We start from the raw sequence: 19,550 nt of genomic DNA on the forward strand, positions 1-19,550 counted from the left end.
ATCCGGGAGCTGATCCGGAGAAACGGTCGCGGTACCATCCCAAAAGCGCGACCAATGCAATGGAGCGATCCGTGAGTCTGCCGCGATTCGTTGATTCGCATGTTCACTACTACGACATGCAACACCCCGAACTGGTCTATTCGCACTGGGGTCCGGACGTGGTTCACCCGACGCTGGGGACCCGCGTGCGCACGCTCGGCGAACGAAATTTCCTGGCCGAGGACTTTATCGAATTGACGCGCCCCTTCAACGTGGCCAAAGCCGTCCACGTCCAGGCCGCGATCGGCTCGCCCGATCCGGTTGCCGAAACCGCCTGGCTCCAGGAAGCGGCCGACCGCACCGGTTTCCCGCACGGCATCATCGCCGCCGCCGACCTCTCGAGCGCCGACGCCGAGACGACGCTGCAGAGGCACTGCCGGTTTGCCAACATGCGCGGAGTCAGGGATTTCGAAGTGGCCGATCGGCTTGACGACCCGGCCACTCTGCGCGGGTTCGCGCTGCTCGAGGAGATGGGCCTGATCGCAAGCATGAATGTGACCTGGGAACACATGGCCCGGGTTCGCTCGATCGCCGAGCGTCATCCGGAACTGCAGATGGTGGTCGACCACACCGGCTCGCCGCGGGGGCGGACGCGCGAGTACATCGCCGACTGGCGCCGCGGAATGGCCACCGCGGCCGGGGCCGGCAACGTCTGGTGCAAGCTCTCCGGACTGGGGATGACCGACCACGAATGGAGCACCGATTCAATCCGGCCGTTCATCGAATACTGCATCGAAACCTTCGGCGTCGAGCGTTGCTTTTTCGGTACGAACTGGCCGGTCGACAGCCTCTTTAGCAGCTACGAAGCGGTCGTTGCCGCCTACGCCGAGATAACCGCCGGGCTGAGCGAGGGCGACCGGACCGCCCTGCACGCCGGCAACGCCGAAAGGCTCTATCGGATTTGAACCGGGAATTCGAACCGAGGCCTCAGGCGTGGACCGCCACCGATCCTGAGGCGGCACGGAGCGCGCCGGAGTAGATCGCCCGCAGCGTGGCGACGGCCAGGCTGATGAAAACCACCGCGACGAACCCGGTCCCCATGACGGTAAGGACGGCCGGAGCGCCGACCGCGTCGGCGGCGATACCGTTGACCAGATTCAGGACCGCCATGTTGCCGCCGATGTTGATCTGCTCCAGGCCGGTTATGCGGCCCCGCATCCCGTCCGGGGCCAGCGATTGGATCATGGCGATGCCGATCGCCATGAAAGCGGCCTGCGAGCCGCCCATCGCCGCCGCCCCGACGATCGCCACGGTCACGTTCGAGGAGACCGCCAGCAGGACCATCGATGCCCCGCTGAGCAATCCCGTCACCAGCAGCGCCTGTCCGCGCAGGGCCGCGCTCTGCAGTCCGGCAACAATCACCACCCCGACGACGGCTCCGCCGCCGACGCCCATCATCAGGTAGGAAACGCTCGCGGTTGCCTCACCCAGGGCGTCGCGCGCCAGGACCGGCAGCATCGACTCGAATGACATCGTCATGGCGCAGTGCAGAGCGACCAGGATGAACAGCCAGCGCAGCGGCCGGTTGCCCCAGACGAACCGGTAGGCGGCCCAGAGGCTGGCGGCCAATTTCTCTCCGCCGGTGAGTTCACCCGATGACCTGACGCGTATCGCCATCACGCTGGCAATGCCGAATGCATAGAGAAATATGCTGGCCACGAATGCCGCCTGCGGCCCCTGCAACAGCAGCAGCGGGGCGATGACCGCCGGTCCGACCAAGCGCGAGCCCTGGATCGCCAGTTGATTCAACGCCACCGCGTTTAGTAGCAGGTTGCGCGGTACCAGGTTTGGAATAAGGCTCTGGGTGGCGGTTATCTGGAATGTCCGGAACGATCCGTCAATCAGGGCCAGGGCAACGATTTGCCAGACCTCGATCGAATCGGTGAGCGCAAGCGCCGAAAGCAGGACCGCGTGACCCAGCTGGAATCCGTAGGCGGCCGCCAGGACGGTGCGTCGGTCGAATCGGTCGGACACGTACCCGGACAGCGGCGGAACGATAAAGCGCGGCGCCATCGCGGCGAACGTGGCCAGCCCGACCAGCCCCGAGGACCCGGTAGCCGCCAGGATGAACACCCCGCGGGCGATGATCAGCGCCCAGTAGGCCGACTGGCCGCTGAGGCCGCCCAGCAGGACCCAACGAAAGTCGCGGTGACGCAGCGCGCCGGACCCGCGCAGGTAGGCGCCGGAGATAACCTCTCGGATCACCGGGCGACCCCCCGGAGGATCGGCGCGCCGGTCACGACCGGGAACCGCCGGCCGCCCGAACCGAGCAAACGAGCGGGCGCCGTCTCAATTCGCCGGCGCATCGAACCCGGGCCCGACGCATTTGGACCGGGTTTGCCGGAGATGAATCAGCCGACCGGGGACGGCGACTGGCCGATCGCGTCCAGACGGGCCTTGGCCTCGGCGTACACGTCCGCCGACAGCGGCCCGCTGCGCACCGCGGCGACGTTCTCGGCAAGGTGTTCGGCCCGCGAGGTCCCGACGATGATGGTGTGGATGTGCGGGTGCGATAGCGTGAACCGCAGTACGAACGCGGACCGACTCTCGCCGTCCTGGCGCAGCTCGTCAAGGCCGGCGCGCGCGAACTGATCCCATTTGGCAGCCGGTTGCCGCGTGTCGCCCTCGCCCTGGGCGATTCCGCCGCGGATGATCGTGCCTACACCGGAATCGGCCACCTTCGTGATCCAATCCTCGTGTTCGCGTTCGAGCGCCGAGTAGGGGATCTGCATCGTCGCAAATATCCCCATCTCCAGGAAAACTGGAAGGTGCGGCAGGGTGGTTGAAATACCGATGTGGCGGGCCTTGCCGGCATCGCGGATTTCCGACAGCGCGCGTCCCAAATCGCCTCCCTCGAATTCGGCAACGGTTGGATTGTGCGGCTGCAGAATGTCGACGCTTTCGCGCTCCAGGCGCTCCAGGCTCACGTCGATGTTGTAGTGGAAGTTCTCACGCGTCCAGAGGTGGTCGGAATTGTTCTGCGTCGGTCTCGTATTGGTGCAGCCGCACTTGGTGGCGAGTGCGAATTCCCCGTAGCGATTGCCCAACCCGCTGCCGATCCACTCCTCGGCGAACGCGTAGTCAAATGCCGTGTCTATGAAATCGATGCCCGCGTCAAGGGCCGCTTTGTACACCGCGTGCGCGGATTCTTCGGTCCAGTACGGCCGTTCGGACCGCCAGAGCGCGGTGCCGAAGCCGAGCCGCGATACCCGCATGCCGGTCTGGCCCAATTCCGCCGTCGGCAGATCGTTGCCCATGCCCGGCCTCCCCCAAGTCTGTAGCGCTGCCGCATCGCGGCGACAGTACTTTCCAAATTTAGATTGCCGCCGCAAAACCCGGGGCTGCGCGCGCGGCGAAACCGGGCGGCGGCGGGTCGCCGGGGACCCGGAGGCCGTACTCGGACGGCCGGGCTGCGCGGGAAGTCGGAAAGATTCAATTAAGGTGGACACGGAACCGCCGCCGAATCGCTGCGCCAGAGTCAGGATTGAAATGGCCGTCGCCCGCGCCGAACCCCAATTCCGCTCCGCCAACGGCCGTCGGCGGACCACCGCGTCCTAATCGCCCGCCATGGCCGGACCGATCCTGAACGCGCGCGGCCTAGTCATGGACTTCGGCGGCGTGCGGGCGGTCAACGACTGCGCGATCGAAGTCGAAAAAGGTTCGATCACCGGCCTGATCGGACCCAACGGGGCCGGCAAGACCACGGTCTTCAATTTGATCGCGGGTTTTCACAAGCCGACCGCGGGACAGGTCAGCTTTCGCGATCGGCGAATCGAGGGCCTGCCCCCGCACCTGATATTCGGGGCCGGAATCGTGCGCACGTTCCAGGTGCCGCGCGAACTCAAGCGCATGAGCGTGCTGGAGAACCTGATGCTGGTTCCGTCCGCCCAGGCCGGCGAGAGCATTTGGCGGGTGATGCTGACCCCCTGGACGATCAAAAGACAGGAACGCGAGATCGCGGATCGGGCCCGACAGGTACTGGATTTCACCGGCCTGAGCGAAGTTGCCGACCTCGATGCCGGCAGCCTCTCCGGCGGGCAGAAGAAGCTCCTGGAACTGGCCCGGACGTTGATGGCCGACCCCGAGCTGGTGTTGCTGGACGAACCCGGGGCCGGCGTGAACCCGACCCTGCTAAGGCGCCTTGAAGGCGGGATCCGCCGCGCCCGCGACGAGCTAGGCATCACCTTCCTGCTAATCGAACACGACATGGGATTGATCGGCAGGCTCTGCGATCACGTAATCGTCATGGAGCAGGGCTCGGTTCTCACCCAGGGTCCGCCGGATTCGGTGCAGCGCGATCAGCGCGTGATCGACGCCTACCTGGGCGGCTAGCAAATGGCTTTGCTGGAGGTCGCGGAGCTGCGTGCCGGATACGGCGATACCGAAATCGTTCACGGCGCCGACCTGGCTATCGACGAGGGCGAAATCGTCACGATCATCGGTCCCAACGGGTCCGGCAAATCGACCCTCATGAAGGCACTGGTTGGAATCGTGCCCGCCACCCACGGGTCGATCCGCTTCGACGGTCGCCGAATCAATGACCTGCGTCCCGACCTGCGCATCCCGCTGGGCATCTGCTACGTCCCGCAAACCGACAACGTCTTCCCCCGACTGACGGTGCTGGAGAACTTGGAGATGGGCGGCTACCTGCGCAAGGGCGGAATCCGCGAGCGCATCGCGGAGATGTTCGACCTATTCCCGGACCTGGCCGACCGGCGTTCGGTGCCGGCCGGATCGCTCTCGGGCGGCCAGCGCCAGATGATGGCGGTTGCCCGCGCGCTGATGCTCGAACCGCGGCTGCTGCTTTTGGACGAGCCGTCGGCGGGGCTCTCACCGCGGTTGGCCCTATCCGTTTTCGACATGGTGGAACGGATCAATTCCACCGGCGTGGCGATCCTGATGATCGAACACCGCACAAAGCAGGCGCTGGCGATATCGCACCGCGGTTACGTGCTGGCGACGGGCCAGGTGCGGATGGAGGCTCCCGGGCCCCAGCTTGCCGTTGACGAGCAGGTCGGCCTGCTCTATCTGGGAAGGGCCTGAACCGCGGTGCTGGCCGCAATCCTGCGGGTGCTCGCAAGCCCGGCGGCGCGCCGCCTGAGCCGCGCCGCCCAGCTGGTAGCCGCCATCGCCTTCGGGGCCGCCGCCGCCAGCCAGATTGATCTGGCGGTCAACGGCATGTTCCTGGGCAGCATCCTCGCGCTGGGCGCGATTGGGATCACATTGATCTACGGCGTGCTCCGTTTCGCCAACATCGCCCAGGGCGACATGATGACCTTCGGCGCCTACCTGGCGTTTTTCCTGCTGGTGAGCGTGCTGCCGGAGCACGCCGGTCTGGGGCCTTTCACGTTCGGGTTTCCGCTGCTGCTGGCGATTCCGATCAGCATGGCCGGGGTTGCCGCGCTGGCGGTGGGGATGGAGATCCTGGTCTTCCGGCGCCTGCGCCTGCGGCGCGCCAACCTAGTTACGATCGAGATCGCCTCGCTGGGCCTGGCCATAGCGGTCCGCGGAGTGGTGCAGATGATCTGGGACACCCCGGTGCGTTATTACCCGCACGAGGGGCGCGACCACTATTCGCTGCCGGCCGGCATCAGCATCGCGCCCAATCACCTCTTCGTCGCCGGTGCGGCGCTGCTGCTGGCAATCGGCCTGCACCTGCTATTGACCCGGACCAAGTCGGGCAAGGCGATGCGGGCCACCTCGGACAATCCGGATCTCGCCCGCGCCAGCGGGATCGACACCGACCGGGTGCTGCTCTGGACCTGGGCCATCGGCGGTCTTCTGGCCGGCGCGGCCGGGGTGCTGCTGGTCATCTTCAACGCCACCTCGCAACTCAAGCCCACCATCGGCTTCCAGTTGCTGGTGCCGCTTTTTGCGGCGGTGGTCGTCGGCGGCATCGGAAATCCCTACGGGGCGTTCCTGGGGGCGATGCTGATCGGAATCTCGATGGAGGTGTCGACCGCCTGGGCGCTGCCGACCTACAAGCCGGCGATCGCGTTTCTGGTAATGGTCCTGGTTCTGCTGTTCCGGCCTCACGGACTGCTCGGGGCAAGGGACTGATGCTCGAGTACCTGACCGCATTCCTGATCCTGGTCGGGGTCTATTCGGTATTCACGCTGGGGCTGAACCTGCACTGGGGCTACACCGGCCTTTTCAACATCGGCGTGGCCGGATTCTTCGCGCTCGGCGCCTACACCGCAGCGTTGGTCACGATCCGGCCGCCGTTCCCCGACCAGGGCGAGGACTATCTTTACGCGGGGGACCTGGCGAACCGGCTGGATGCGGTAGCGGCGATCGCCCCGTTCGATCTCTGGTTCCCCATCGCGCTGCTGGCAGCGTCGCTGGTGGCGGCGCTGGTGGCGGTGGCGGTCGGGGCGATCACGATCCGGCTGCGCGGCGATTACCTGGCGATCGCGACCCTGGGCATTGCGGAAAGCGTGCGCCTGCTCTTTCTGAACGAGAGCTGGCTCAGCAACGGCAGCCGCGGCATCTACACGATTCCGCGCGTACTCGGCGAACTGGCCGCGCCGCAGGATTACGACCGGGTTTATCTGGTAGTCGTTCTGGCCGTTTTCGTGATTCTGTTTGCGATCGTGCGGACGCTGGTACGCTCCCCCTGGGGGCGGGTCCTGCGGGCGATCCGCGAGGACGAGGTCACCGCTCAGGCCTGCGGGAAAGACATCTTCCGGTTCAAGCTGCAGGCCTTCGTCCTCGGCGCGATCATCATGGCGATCGGCGGCGCCCTTTATGCGTTCAACATACGCGCCATCTCGCCGATAGCGTTTACGCCCCTGCTGGGCACGTTCATCATCTGGGCGATGTTGGTCGTCGGCGGCAGCGGGCGACTCTACGGGCCGATAGCCGGCGCGTTCGTCGTCTGGGCCATTTGGAGCGGGTCGCAATTTACTCCCAACGCCCTGGGACTGCTGCCCGAAGCGCTCGGCGCCCCGATACTGGCCGCGCTGGAAACGATCGGCCTGGCCAACGTCCGCTACTTTGCAATCGGCGCGCTGGTGGTGCTGGTCCTGCTTTACGCGCCCGCCGGAATCACCCCGGCCCTGGACCGGTACCGCCGTCGCCTGGGGCGAAACCGGGAGCGGGGCGAAGCCGAACCCGGGTGAGGCGCCGCGACCCCGCCCGGGTTTTCGATCGTCGGTCTGGCTGTTCTATTCGCTAATCACGCGCTCGCTGACGATCTGGCCGTTTTCGATCTTCCAGATTTCCATCGCCCCGCTGACGTCGCCGTTGGCGTCCAAATCGACCGGGCCGCTGGCCCCTTGGTAGTTGATCTCCTGGCCGTCGCGCAGCAGTTCAAGGGCGCGGGCGATCTCGGCCGCACCGGGCCCGATTTCTACGCCGGATCCGCCGGCAACCGCGCGCAAGGCGTCGCGGACGGCTACCGGGTCGTCCGACCCGGCGGCTTCAATGGCCAGCGCGAAAAGGATCGCGGCGTCGTAGGACTCGCGCAGGAAAATCCCCCCGGCATCGGGGGCGAACGCCGCGAATTCGGCGTCGAACCGCTGGGTGCCCTCGTTGTCGACTGCGCCCGGGGCGGTCCCGTAGGCGCCCTCCAGGTCCTCGGCGCCGACCGCGGCGATCAGGTCCTCGGAGCGGCTGCCGTCGACGAACAGGAAAGTGTCGGCCGCGCCGCTGTCGATGGCTTCACGGATGTAAACGCCGGCGCTTACCGGATAGCTGACCGCGATCAGCACGTCGGGACCGTTCGCGCTGGCCTGGGCCAGTTCGGATGCGTAGGAGGGCTGGCCTGACTCGTGGGCAACCGCCGTGACCTGGCCGCCGAGCGCCGCAAAGGACTCGGCGAACTGGTCGGCCAGTCCTTGGCCGTAGGCGTTATTGATGAAAAGCACGGCTGCATTCCGGTATCCCAGTTCCCAGGCCAGGTCGGCCAGCACCACGCCCTGGAACGCGTCCGACGGGGCGGTCCGGAATACGAAGTCGTCATCCTCAAGCAAGGTAAGCGACGGCGCGGTCGCCGAGGGTGAGATCTGCGGCACCTGGTTGGGCACCGTGACCGCGTTGGCGATCGCCAGGGTAATCCCGCTGGAGAGCGGCCCGACCAGGGCCGATACGCCCTCCACGTTCACCAGCTTGCGGGCCGCGTCGACCGAGATCACGTCGCTGGTAGCCCCGTCCTCGGTGAGGATTTCGATCATGCGACCGTCCAGGACGCCACCGGCCGCGTTCACGTGTTCGGCGGCCAGCCGGACAGCCTGGTCCATCGGACCGCCGAATTCGCCCAACTCACCGGTCAGGTCCATAAGCGAACCAATCTTGACCGGACCGGGCGCGGGAGCCGGTTCCGGCGCGGGCTCGGGTGCAGGGGCCGGTTCGGCCGGTTCCTCGGCCGGCGGCGGAGCGGGTTCGGAGGCAGGAGCCGGAGCAGTCGCCGGCGGTGCCGGCGCCGGGGTCGGCTCGGGTTCTGACTCGGTCAAATCACAACCCGTGATCGCCAAGCAAAACAGCGTCGCCAGCAGAATCAGTTTGACGAGTCGAAGCGCTCTCATCTTTTCTCCTTGGCCCGTTCCAAAAGTCACCCGGGCTCAGTCAAATTCGGTTACAGCTAGTTTGAACTGTGGACCCAAAGCTACATCCGGCCGGTTTCGAGTCGCCCCGGCCGCAAACGGTGCAAGATTTCCGGTCCCGGGTCGTATTCGGCAACTTGGGCCGGCAATCAGGAATCGCGCGGGTTGCCAGCTGGATCGCGTCGCCGAACCCTCCACGGACCGACGCCCTGGCGGGACGACAGGCGGTAGCCCAAGCAGATGATGTCTACACTCGCACGGCGCATTCGGCTTGGCGGCACAGCACCGCGCGGCCAATTTCAGAACGAGAGGAAACTGCCATCAAACAGGAGTTTTCGACCCGCGAGATTCCGTCGCAACCAATCTTGGGAATCAGGGCCTCAACCACGATGGAGCAAGTCCCGCAGTTGCTGGGCGAACTCTTCGCGGAGGTCTACGAATTCATCCAAGACCAGGGCCAGCAGCCGGTCGGCATGCCGCTGACGCTTTACCACTCGATGGAGGGCGATGGACTCGAGCTGGAGTGCGCCATGCCGGTCGCTGCCGGAATCGCCGGATCAGGCCGGATCACCGCCGGTGAACTTCCGGCCACGCTGGCGGCCATCACGACCCACATCGGTCCCTATGACGAGCTGCCCGGGGCGTGGTCGAATCTGACCGATTGGATGGAGAGCCAGGGGCTTGCCCCCGCCGGCGCTCCGTGGGAGGTCTACGTGACCGATCCGGGTGCCGAGCCGGATCCAGCCAAATGGCGAACGGATATCGTTTTCCCGGTCAGCAGATGAGCGGCGTCCCAGTTCCGGTTCAGGAGAACGAAACGCAGGCCTGATCGACTACCCGGAGCACCGACTCCTGATCGAACCGCTGCTCGTACTCGCTTGATATGGCGTCGATGTCGGCGCGCAATGAACTCTCGTCCCCGACCGCGTACAGGACCAGGATCTTGGTTCGTTCCTGTTTGATCTGGCCGGCGGCATCGCGCCATTGGCCGAATCCGTCGATTACGGTCAGGCCGTCCGGGAACCGCGGCGTGACCGAGGTGGCCAAGAATTCGTCCCAGTCTTCATCGCTGACGACCTCGCCGGCCACGCCACCGCGCCCCATGAAAAGCTGGTATTCGACGAACGGTTCGGTACCGGTCCCGCATTCGGTTCCGTTCAGGGGATTGCATGCGGCCAGGGCGAATGACAAGGCCGTGATACAGACGGCGGCCACACAAAATCCGGGCCGGAGGAAAAAGGGCGCAATATCGCCCGCGATTTGCGCCCTGAACCACACTGAAAACCCCACTCCGGCAGCGGCTCCTATCGCCTGAAAAAAGCCGCCCGAGTCTAGGTCCCGGCTTCAAGCCAGATACCGAATTGCCGCACGCGTTTGCACCGAGGCGGACCAGCTACATTGACTCGCTGCGCGGCGCGGTTTACGCTTTTGAAAATCAGGCCGAGGTCGAGCAGGGGTAGAAGGTGGCAGTTACCGGGGAAGTCGATTCCCAATACCGCCCGTTGGCGGAAGTGCGCCAGGAATTGCGCGTCAAGTGGTACCGCAGTCCAATCGAGGGCCGCGTCCTGCGCGAACTCTCGCGGCGCAGCGACCGGAAAGGATTCGTCCAGGCCGGCGGGCACCTTGCCCTATTCCTGGCCAGCGGCGGACTGACCTATTTCCTGTGGCTGCAAGAAATCTGGATTGCGTTTCTGGCGGCCCTGTTCGTGCACGGAACCATCGCCAGCTTCTGGGTTGGAGTCGCCGGCCACGAGCTTGACCATGGAACAGTTTTCAAAACCAAATGGCTGAACAAATTCTTCCTGTATTTGTTCAGCACAATCAGTTGGTTCGATCCCTTCGACTACGCCGCCAGCCACACTTATCACCACCGCTACACCCTGCACCCCGAGGGCGACCGCGAGGTGCTGTTGCCGATCAGCCCAACCGTTGGCCGGACGTTCCTGATCCAGCTTTTTACTATCAATCTCTCCACCCCTCCCGACCGCACGCTGTCCAAAGGCGGACTCTTCGCGACCATCCTGACCACGGCCCGCTCGGCCCTGGGGCCGGCCGGTGCGAAAAGGTTCCCCAGCAACGAGTGGCTCAATTCGGTCCACCAGGACCAGCCGCGCCAGCACATGCGCTCCGCCTGGTTCTCGCGCTGGCAACTTTTCTTTCACGCCGCGGTACTGGTGGTCTCGATCGCCACCGGCCAATGGGTTTGGATTCTGCTGCTGACAGTCTCCTCGAGCATCGGCAACTGGGCCCGCCACCTCTGCGTCATGCCGCAGCACTGCGGTCTAATGGACAAAACCCCCGACTTTCGCAAAAGCGTGCGCTCGATGACCATGATCTGGCCGCTTGAGTTCCTCTACTGGAACATGAACTGGCACCTCGAGCACCACATGTACGCGGGCGTACCTTGCTACAACCTGAAAAAGCTCCACCGCGCGGTCGCCCACGACATGCCGAAGCCGCGCACTTTGGTCAGCGCCTGGCGCGAGATGTTCCATGTCTGGAACCGCCAGCAGGAAGAGCCCGACTACCAGTTCGACACGCCGCTTCCGGAAGGGGCCGGGAAAATCGGCCGCGAAAAACCAGACGCCCTCGAGGCTTCAATCGGCGACCTGGCGCCCAAGGAGCTGGCCTGATTGCGGTCGGCCGGCCGGTGCCCCGCCCGGTGGTTGATTAGAAGAAGTAGGTCGAGCCCGTCCGGCAGCGGCGGTTGGCTCAAGCAGCCGCGGGCCCGGTCGCGACTTTCATCGGTGGCCGCCACCCATTTATATTTGGCTTAACGACACTGTGGATGTGGAACCAAGTGTTGGTGGTTGCGGATTCGGCCGGTCCCCAGGCGGATGCGGCTACCAATTGAGCTGAGTGGAGCGGGATTGAACATGGCAACGGCGGAAGATTCCGGTTACAAGCCGCTGGCCGACGTACGCAAGAGCCTGCGGATCGAATGGTACCGGTCCCCGATTGACCGGACGGTGCTCAAGGAACTCTCGCGGCGCAGCGACCTGCAGGGCTGGATCCAGGCCGGCGGGCACCTGGCGCTCTTCGCGCTCACCGGCGCGCTGACCTACTTCTTCTGGTGGCAGCACATCTGGATTGGGTTCTTCGTCGCGCTGTTCCTGCACGGCACGATCGGCAGTTTTTTCGTCGGCACCAATCCACACGAACTCGGACACGGATCGGTGTTCAGGACCAAGTGGCTAAACCGGTGGTTCAATTACGTTTTCTGCATGCTGGCCTGGTACGACCCCTTCGACTACAACGTCAGCCACACCTTCCACCACCGATACACCCTGCACCCCGAAGGCGACCGCGAGGTCCTGCTGCCGCTCAAACCGACGGTCGGCAAGTTTTTCCTGGTGCAGCTGTTTACGGTGAACGTCTTCACCCAACCGGGCCGGACCCTTGCCAAGGGCGGCCTGCTGTCGACCATCATCTTCACCGTCCGCACCGCTTTCGGCGTGCACGGTCCGATGAAGATACCGTCCCACGAATGGCTCAAGGCGATCCACGCCGACCAGCCGAAGGAATTCCGCAAGTCGATAGTCTGGGCCCGCTGGCAGCTGGTATTCCACGGCGCGATCCTCGTGTTTGCCATAGCTACCGGGCAGTGGGTGCTGCCGATCATCCTCAGCCTGTTTCCCTTCATCGCGAATTGGGCCACCTATTTCGTCGGCCTGCCCATGCACTGCGGACTCATGGACAAAACCCCCGACTTTCGAAAGTGCGTGCGCACGATCACGATTCCCTGGCCGCTTGAGTTCATCTACTGGCACATGAACTGGCACCTGGAGCATCACATGTACGCCGGCGTCCCGTGCTACAACCTCAGCAAGCTGCACAAGGCGATCGCCCACGACGTGCCCGAACCGCGTACCCTGATCGGCGCCTGGCGTGAAATGTGGTACATCTGGGACCGCCAGCAGGAAGATCCCAGCTACCAGTTCGACACTCCGTTGCCGGCTACGGCGCAGCGGACCCGCGAAGACGAGCAGGACGAGCTGGACCGTTCGATCGCCGACCTCGCGCCCGAAGGCCTGCGCTGACGGCAGGGTTCGGGCACGGCTCCCTCATGTCCTGAATCCGACCGGAACGCCTCTGAAAAGTGCTTCCGCGGCGAATTCGCCGGCCGGCGTCAGGTCGTTAGATCCGCCTGGGCGCTCTCGAAGGAGATTCGGATGAGGTCCCGCAGGATGTCGGTGTCCACGTCGGCAAGCTTGTTTATGTAAAGACAAGCCGCGCCGGTACGGTGCTTGCCGAGTTTCTCCAGCAGGTCTTCGTGTCCTTCGAGGCCACTCATGATGTAAAGCGTGAGACTCTGCTTGCGCGGTGAAAACCCGGTCAGGAAAAAGTCGCCCTCGCGACCCGATTCGTACTTGTAGTGGTAATCGCCGAACCCGATGATGCTCGGTCCCCACATTTCCGGTTCGAGACCGGTGATTTCACGCATCATCGCCAAGACCGCGAACCCGTCCTCGCGGCGTCGCGGACTGGCGACGGACTCCAGAAACTCCTCAACGCTGGCGCCGGTCTTCTGGGTCTTGTTCTGGCTCACGCGAATCCCTTTTCAGCCCTAGGTTTGGTCCGGTTTGATGGCGCTCCGGGCAGTTTGGTCGCAGCGCCGGGCCGGTACGCGTGCGGGGCGAGAGCGTGGTCGGCGGTCATTGCAGCGCGCCGGCGCCGGCGATCGGCCATTCCTCAATTACGCGCCCGCCGCGGCACGCGTAAATCTTCCGGTGCAGCAGGACGGTGCTGTCCGAGTAATGCGGTATGGCCTCGATTCGGTCCCCGGCCCGAAGCGGGTCACCGCCCTCTCTGGCCAGGCTCATGTGCTCGGCGCTGAGCCTGGCACAACGCCAGCCGGGCGGACTTATCACCTCTGGCAGCCCGGTGTGGCGGCCGGAAGATTTCCAGCCCGCGTCGGCGGCCGCGCGGTGCGGATTGGCTGCCGATACCACCTGGGATATGAGACTCAGCGCCCGCCGGTGACCGTCAACCCCCATCTCCTCATAGGTCACGTCCATCAGCACTGCCCCGCCGGCCTGCAGTTCGGTCAATACGCCCTGCTCGAGCACGTACCGGTAATTGCCGCTGCCGCCGCCGGAGAGTAGTCCGATGGTGTGCCCGGACGCCTCGCAGAGGTCCCGGGCACGCGCCAGAATCGCGGCCGATACCGCGGTCTCGCGCTCCTTCTCGTCTTCGGGCATGTGCATCACATGGCCTTCGTACCCCATCAATCCGCGTAGACGGACGCCGTGCAATTCAGCAACCAGGTCGCACAGGGGTGGCGCTTCTTCCGGGGTAACTCCGCAACGGTTGAGATTCACGTCGACGTCGACCAGCACGTCGACCACGACGCCGGCGGCAGCCGCGGCCGTGGCGATCTCGCGGATGTTGGTCGCGTCGTCGGCCGCGACGCAGAGATTGGCCAGACGCGCCACTTCGATCAGGCGGTCCACCTTGGCGGCACCGACAACCTCGTTGGCAATCAGGATGTCGCGGACGCCGCCCCGGGCCATCACCAGCGCCTCGGAAGCCTTGGCACAGGTGATTCCCACCGCGCCGGCTTCGATCAGGCGCAGCGCGAGGGCCGGAGCCTTGGACGCCTTTACGTGCGGGCGCCAGGCCACACCGGCCGCCGTGCACCGGGTCGCCATCAGGCGGGCGTTGTGCTCCAGCGCATCCAGGTCGAGCAACAGCGCAGGCGTATCCAGGTCTCGCGGCGTTCTCATGTCGACCTCCCGTCGTGGCAATCGTAAGCGACTTCCGCGGCCCGCACCACCGGCCGGGCGCGGACCCCCGGCGGATTGACAGCGCGCCAAGCCACGGATACGCTGCGTGGTGCCCCGGGATTCAACGAGCGGTGATCGCCGGAGCGTGGTGCGGAGCCGGGGTCGCCCCCGCAGCCTCGAGGTGTTTCGATGAACGACGAGTCGATTGCCGGCAAGGTGCAGACGGTTCGCGGCCTAATCGAACCCGAAGAACTCGGCGTAACCCTGGCGCACGAACACCTACTGGTCGACCTGTCTCCAACATACACCCCGCCCACCGAACCCGGCGAACGCGAATTCTGGGAGCAACCGGTTTCGATCGAGACCATCGGACGCATCCGGCACCACTTCATGCCCAACCGAGACAACGTGATCCTGGGGGACGTTCCCACCGCCATCGATGAAATCAACCTTTACCGGCAAAACGGTGGCGGGTCGCTGGTCGAAGCCACCAGCGTCGGCATCGCGCGCGACCCGCGCGGACTGGCCGAAATCTCGCGGGCAACCGGAGTAAACGTTGTCATGGGGTCGTCGTACTACGTTGACTCCGCCCATCCTCCCGACATGGATCACCGCCGCGAATCGGCCATCCGGGAAGAAATTGTGCGCGACGTTTACCAAGGTGCGCAGGAAACCGCCATCCGCTCCGGCATCATCGGTGAGGTAGGTTGCTCGTGGCCGCTGACTAAAAACGAACGCAAAGTGCTGCGCGCTTCCGCCGGCGCCCAGCGGATCACCGGGGCCGCGCTGCTGATCCACCCCGGCAGGGACGAGGCCGCGCCGCTGGAAATCATGGCGGTGCTGGAGGAAGCGGGCGCCGATCTGGGACGGACCGTGATGGGTCACCTGGACCGCACCGTGTTCCGGCGCGATACTCTGGCCCGGATCGCCGAGTCCGGGTGCTATCTGGAATGGGACCTGTTCGGCCGGGAGGAGTCGCACTACCCGTTCAACCCCGCCATACACATGCCGAGCGACGCCAAGCGGATGGACGACATCGCCTGGGCGGCGTCGCAGGGTCACGGCCGCAAAATCGTGGTTTCCCACGACATCTGCTCGAAATTCCGGCTCCAGCGGTACGGCGGTCACGGGTACTACTACTTGCTGAGCCAGATTGCCCCGCGGATGAGGGCGCGCGGATTCTCGTCCGAACTCGTGGACGACATCTTCGTAAACAACCCGCGCGACATACTCACCTTCGTCGATCCGCGGTCCTGACGATCGCGCGAGGCCGGTAGCCGCGCTGGAAGATTACCGGTGCCGCCCGGAGTGCGTGCGGATCAGAGCCGGTCTCGCGGGCCCCGATCCCGCGCGACGTGAGAATGGAGGCGGTCAATGGAACGGGTCGGACGCGCCTGCCCGGCACACTCGGATGGGAAAAATATGTTTCAAACGCTGCTGGCCCGGATGATTGGGGCCGCAAGTCTCCGGGTTGCGACCTACGAGGACGTCGAGAACGATACTGGCGCGACCCTGCCGGCGCTTTTGGTGGTGGTGCTGGTTTCGGCCGCCGGCGGTGTCGGAGCGCTGCTGGCCGGCGATGCGACCGCCACCGAAGCCCTCGTCTACGGGGTGCTGCGTTCGATCGTCACGTGGGCCGTCTGGGCGCTGGTCGCCTGGATCGTGGGTGGATACATCCTGCGCACCGGGCAGACCCATGCGGACTGGGGGCAACTGGCCCGTGGCACCGGGTTTGCCCAGACTCCCGGTCTGCTCAACTTGCTTTTGTTCGTCCCCGGAATCGGTGGATTGTTTGCGGCGATCGCGTTTTTCTGGCAGCTGGCCGGCATGGTCGTCGCGGTGCGCCAGTGTCTTGACTTCGACTCGACCGCGCGCGCCTTCTTCGTAATAGTCATCGGCGCCATCCCTGTGCTGGTGATAAACGTGGTCATCTTCATGGCGATCGGGATCTGAACTACATACAGCCGATAGGGAACGAAACCATTGTGATGACTGGAACCGGGGCGCATGTCTAGGGTGACCGTCATGGACGGCGGCATGGGAGCCGAACTGGTCCGGCGCGGCGCGATCAGCGAAAGCGAAGACGGACTCTGGTCCGCGCAGGCGTTGATCGACGCGCCGGAAGCAGTAGTTGCCGCGCACCGCGATTTCATCGCTGCCGGGGCGGGGATGATCATCACCAATAGCTACGCCTGCGTTCCCGGCTGGCTGGCTAAGGCGGGGATAGCCGACCGCTATGCTGAGCTGGCCGCCGAAGCGGGTCGGCTTGCCCGCAAAGCTGCCGACGAAGCCGACGCGGAAGTGCAGGTGGCCGGAGGCCTGCCCCCGCTGTCGCTGAGTTATCAGGCCGAATTGGTTCCCGATGCCGCCGAGGCCGGGCCGATTTACGAAAGTCTCGCCCGCGCGCTGGAGCCATTCGTCGATTTGTACATTTGTGAGACGATGTCCAGCATCCGTGAATCCGTCACCGCCGTTGCGGCCGCCCAGTTGGTCGCGGCGGATCGCGGGCTTCCGGTCTTCGTCGCCTGGACATTGGACGAACGGCCCGGTTTCGGGCTGCGCAGCGGCGAGAGCGTGAGAGAGGCCTGGGCCGCCCTTGCCGAAATTGGTACCGACGGATTCCTCTTCAACTGCACGCATCCGGACGCGATTGAATCGGCGATCGTAGAGATGGCTTCCCTGACCGACAAGCCGACCGGGGGCTACCCCAATCGATTCGACGTCCCGCACGACTGGGCCGGGGAGAATGCCCGGCTGCGCCATCGAGCCGATTTCGGTACCGAACAGTTCGTCGCCGCCGGCCTTCGCTGGGTCGGGCACGGCGCCACGGTGGTTGGCGGTTGCTGCAGGATCACGCCCGCCGATATAGCCGCGTTTTCAGACCGACTTGGCCGGAACTAGGCCCGCCCGGTTGGAATCGCCCAAGCTCGATTCCCGGCCGCCTCGGGTCCCGGTGGACGCGTGAGTTGAATCGTTGAAGCTGGATTCAAAAATCCACACCTGCCTCTGGTTCGACGGCGATGCCGTGGAGGCGGCCCGCTTTTACACCTCGCTTTTTCCGGATTCGGACCTGATTTCCATTTCACCTATATCGTCCGGGCCAGCCTCCGGGCAAGCGCTGGTTGAATTTGTGATCGCGGGACGGCGATTTACCGCCGTGGACGGCGGCCCGATGTACCAGCACAGTCCGGCGATCTCCTTCGTGATCAACTGCGAATCGCAAGTCGAGATCGACCGGTATTGGAAGGAACTGACCAACGGCGGAATCGGCCAACCCTGCGGATGGCTGCGCGACCGGTTCGGGGTTTCCTGGCAGGTCGTGCCGGACTGCCTCGGGGAGCTGATGGGAAGAAACCCCGAGGGCGTCACCGAGGTCTTGCTCGGAATGGAAAAAATCGAAGTCGCGCCGCTGCGGGCGGCGGCCGGATTGTCGGAGTGAAGGCCGACCTCGGTGATCGCGCCGCGAGTACCGATCGAGGCCGCGAAATTGGGCCGGGCGATTGACCCGCAATAGCCCCCACGGACAAGTGTCCGAGTCGCACCGGCCGGTGGTGATGGGCCGCCGGGGCATGGTCTGTGCCGGTCACCCGCTCGCCGCCGAGGCGGGGGTCAGGATCCTGCGACAGGGGGGCAATGCGGTCGACGCGGCGATTGCAGTGGCGGCTTCCTTAAACGTGGTTGAGCCAATGATGTCGGGGATCGGCGGCGACGGCTTCATCATGGTTTATTCGAAGGCCGAGGGGCGTGTGCGGGTGGTGAACGCGACCGGTCCGGCCGGCCAGGAGGCCACCCGCGAACGCTACGCCCGCGACGGAATACCGCAGAAAGGAGCGCTCTCGGTCTCGGTCCCGGCCCTGCTCCACGGCTGGCTGGATGCGCATGAAGCGATCGGCCGACTTTCGCTCGGCGCGGTGCTGGCGCCGGCGATCGAGCTGGCCGCCGAAGGGTTTCCGGTCAGTCACTATCTGGCCGGCGAGATCGCCGCCGACCCACTGCTGTGCCAATTCCCGACTTCGCGGGCGGTCTTCGCCGACGCCGGCGAACCGCTGCGTCCCGGCCAGATCCTGCGCCAGAGCGACCTGGCAAAAACCCTGGCAGCCATCGCCGAAGACGGGCGCGCTGTTTTCTATGAAGGCTCCGTCGGCGAACGGATGGTGAGCTTCATCCAGGAACAGGGCGGACTGCTGACGATGCGCGACCTGGCCGCCTGCAGCGCGCGCTGGCAGGACCCAATCTGGACCAGTTACCGCGGCCACCGCGTCTGCGAGGCGCCGCCGAATTCCAGCGGCCACGTCCTCCTGCAGGAACTGGCGATGCTGGACCAGTTCGATCTCGAGCCCCATCGCTGGGACTCAGCCGAATCGATCCACCTCATGGTGGAGGCCAAGAAGCTTGCGTTCGTGGACCGCGAGGCGTTCCTGGCCGATCCGGACTACGTCGAGGTCCCGATCGAAGGCCTGATTTCCCGCGAATACGCACGTTTTCGGGCCGGCTTGATAGACCGGCAGGCGGCCGCGGGCGAAGTTGCGCCAGGCGACCCATGGGCGTACCAGGACGCCGGAATCACCCGGCGGCGCCCCAGGCTCGCCGGCGGGATGCCCGACGGCGAGGACACGACCTGTTTCGTGGTGGTCGATTCGGAAGGAAATGCGGTTTCCCAGCTGCAGAGCCTGCAGAGCGCCTGGGGGTCGAGCCTCATCGCCGGCGACACCGGAATCCTGCTCAACAACCGAATGACGTACTGGCACCTGGACCCCGACCACGTCGACTGCCTGGCGCCGGGCAAGCGCGTCCGTCACACCATGAACCCGGTGATGGTGTTCGCGCCGTCCGATGACGGCGCGAAGCGCCTGCGTCTGGTGCTGGGGACCCCGGGTGCCGATACCCAGGTGCAGGCCAATTTGCAGGTGATCAGCCATGTGCTCGATTTCGGCATGAGCGTGGCCGAGGCGGTGGAAGCGCCACGCTGGAAGGACAATCAGAGCCCGCTGGAATCGGCGATTCCGCATGAATGCGACGACGAACTCCTGATCGAGGCCCGCTTCCCTGAGGACACGGTCCGGGGCCTGTCGTCGCTCGGCCACCGGGTCAGGGTGCTGGAGTCCTGGGCCGGGGTAACCGGACGCGAGATGATGATCGAGATCGACCAGGCCTCGGGGGCGCTGATGGGCGCCGCCGATCCGCGCTTCGACGGCTACGCGATGGGCCGGTGAGGGGACCAATGGCCATTGCGCGCCACCGG

The 19,550-nt window shown here is 65.2% G+C and carries 19 protein-coding genes; 13 read left to right on the forward strand and 6 right to left on the reverse strand.

The annotated features are described in order from the left end of the window. Positions 1-59: 59 nt before the first annotated feature. Complete coding sequence (locus F4X41_00640; GenBank protein ID MYB15534.1) at positions 60-944, forward strand: amidohydrolase family protein; 885 nt, start codon at positions 60-62, stop codon at positions 942-944. Positions 945-966: 22 nt separating this feature from the next. Here the strand turns inward: F4X41_00640 and F4X41_00645 are convergent, their stop codons facing one another. Together F4X41_00645 and F4X41_00650 are read right to left on the reverse strand one after the other, a co-directional pair. Continuing rightward, on the reverse strand, positions 967-2,244 hold the full coding sequence (locus tag F4X41_00645; GenBank protein MYB15535.1) for an MFS transporter: 1,278 nt from the start codon (positions 2,242-2,244) through the stop codon (positions 967-969). A 146-nt stretch (positions 2,245-2,390) separates the two neighbouring features. Continuing rightward, positions 2,391-3,284 carry an aldo/keto reductase gene (locus F4X41_00650; GenBank protein MYB15536.1) on the reverse strand — a complete coding sequence of 298 codons (894 nt, stop codon included), beginning with the start codon at positions 3,282-3,284 and terminating at the stop codon, positions 2,391-2,393. Between the two features lie 358 nt (positions 3,285-3,642). Between F4X41_00650 and F4X41_00655 the strand changes: the two genes are divergently transcribed. The 4 genes from F4X41_00655 to F4X41_00670 are packed head-to-tail and all read left to right on the forward strand — an operon-like array spanning position 3,643 to position 7,160. Further along, the gene (locus F4X41_00655; protein ID MYB15537.1) at positions 3,643-4,371 is read left to right on the forward strand and encodes an ABC transporter ATP-binding protein; all 729 of its coding nucleotides are present in this window, start codon (positions 3,643-3,645) and stop codon (positions 4,369-4,371) included. Positions 4,372-4,374: 3 nt separating this feature from the next. Continuing rightward, positions 4,375-5,082 (forward strand): ABC transporter ATP-binding protein, encoded by a 708-nt coding sequence (locus F4X41_00660; GenBank protein ID MYB15538.1) that lies wholly within the window; start codon positions 4,375-4,377, stop codon positions 5,080-5,082. 6 nt (positions 5,083-5,088) lie between these two features. Further along, positions 5,089-6,099: a branched-chain amino acid ABC transporter permease gene (locus F4X41_00665; protein ID MYB15539.1), complete on the forward strand. Its 1,011-nt coding sequence runs from the start codon at positions 5,089-5,091 to the stop codon at positions 6,097-6,099. Continuing rightward, complete coding sequence (locus tag F4X41_00670) at positions 6,099-7,160, forward strand: branched-chain amino acid ABC transporter permease (GenBank protein MYB15540.1); 1,062 nt, start codon at positions 6,099-6,101, stop codon at positions 7,158-7,160. The genes F4X41_00665 and F4X41_00670 overlap by 1 nt, the downstream gene beginning before the upstream one ends. A 45-nt stretch (positions 7,161-7,205) precedes the next feature. Here the strand turns inward: F4X41_00670 and F4X41_00675 are convergent, their stop codons facing one another. Beyond that, complete coding sequence (locus tag F4X41_00675) at positions 7,206-8,564, reverse strand: ABC transporter substrate-binding protein (protein ID MYB15541.1); 1,359 nt, start codon at positions 8,562-8,564, stop codon at positions 7,206-7,208. A 68-nt stretch (positions 8,565-8,632) separates the two neighbouring features. Here F4X41_00675 and F4X41_00680 point away from each other — a divergent pair, with 68 nt between their 5' ends. After that, entirely contained in the window at positions 8,633-9,367 is a 735-nt protein-coding gene (locus F4X41_00680; GenBank protein ID MYB15542.1) for a GyrI-like domain-containing protein, read from the forward strand. 19 nt (positions 9,368-9,386) lie between these two features. Here F4X41_00680 and F4X41_00685 read toward each other — a convergent pair whose 3' ends face one another. After that, a complete protein-coding gene (locus tag F4X41_00685) occupies positions 9,387-9,797 on the reverse strand; it encodes a DUF3574 domain-containing protein (GenBank protein MYB15543.1) in 411 nt (136 codons plus the stop codon). A gap of 248 nt (positions 9,798-10,045) precedes the next feature. Between F4X41_00685 and F4X41_00690 the strand changes: the two genes are divergently transcribed. Both F4X41_00690 and F4X41_00695 read left to right on the forward strand, forming a co-directional pair. Next, positions 10,046-11,215: a fatty acid desaturase gene (locus F4X41_00690; GenBank protein ID MYB15544.1), complete on the forward strand. Its 1,170-nt coding sequence runs from the start codon at positions 10,046-10,048 to the stop codon at positions 11,213-11,215. A 243-nt stretch (positions 11,216-11,458) separates the two neighbouring features. After that, complete coding sequence (locus F4X41_00695; protein MYB15545.1) at positions 11,459-12,622, forward strand: fatty acid desaturase; 1,164 nt, start codon at positions 11,459-11,461, stop codon at positions 12,620-12,622. Positions 12,623-12,711: 89 nt separating this feature from the next. Here the strand turns inward: F4X41_00695 and F4X41_00700 are convergent, their stop codons facing one another. Further along, positions 12,712-13,131, reverse strand: a complete 420-nt coding sequence (locus F4X41_00700; GenBank protein ID MYB15546.1) for a DUF1801 domain-containing protein — start codon at positions 13,129-13,131, stop codon at positions 12,712-12,714. Positions 13,132-13,237: 106 nt separating this feature from the next. Beyond that, positions 13,238-14,308, reverse strand: coding sequence for a DSD1 family PLP-dependent enzyme (locus F4X41_00705; GenBank protein ID MYB15547.1), 1,071 nt, complete (start codon positions 14,306-14,308; stop codon positions 13,238-13,240). A gap of 189 nt (positions 14,309-14,497) precedes the next feature. Here F4X41_00705 and F4X41_00710 point away from each other — a divergent pair, with 189 nt between their 5' ends. From F4X41_00710 to ggt, 5 genes are all read left to right on the forward strand, one after another. Next, positions 14,498-15,565 carry an aryldialkylphosphatase gene (locus F4X41_00710; GenBank protein MYB15548.1) on the forward strand — a complete coding sequence of 356 codons (1,068 nt, stop codon included), beginning with the start codon at positions 14,498-14,500 and terminating at the stop codon, positions 15,563-15,565. A 117-nt stretch (positions 15,566-15,682) separates the two neighbouring features. Next, a complete protein-coding gene (locus F4X41_00715; GenBank protein MYB15549.1) occupies positions 15,683-16,261 on the forward strand; it encodes a hypothetical protein in 579 nt (192 codons plus the stop codon). A 54-nt stretch (positions 16,262-16,315) separates the two neighbouring features. Further along, on the forward strand, positions 16,316-17,209 hold the full coding sequence (locus tag F4X41_00720; GenBank protein MYB15550.1) for a homocysteine S-methyltransferase family protein: 894 nt from the start codon (positions 16,316-16,318) through the stop codon (positions 17,207-17,209). Positions 17,210-17,288: 79 nt separating this feature from the next. Continuing rightward, entirely contained in the window at positions 17,289-17,747 is a 459-nt protein-coding gene (locus tag F4X41_00725) for a VOC family protein (GenBank protein ID MYB15551.1), read from the forward strand. A gap of 61 nt (positions 17,748-17,808) precedes the next feature. Then, entirely contained in the window at positions 17,809-19,521 is a 1,713-nt protein-coding gene (gene ggt, locus F4X41_00730; GenBank protein ID MYB15552.1) for a gamma-glutamyltransferase, read from the forward strand. Positions 19,522-19,550: the final 29 nt, after the last annotated feature.

This window comes from Chloroflexota bacterium (genome assembly GCA_009840625.1).
Classification (GTDB): domain Bacteria; phylum Chloroflexota; class UBA11872; order UBA11872; family VXNJ01; genus VXNJ01.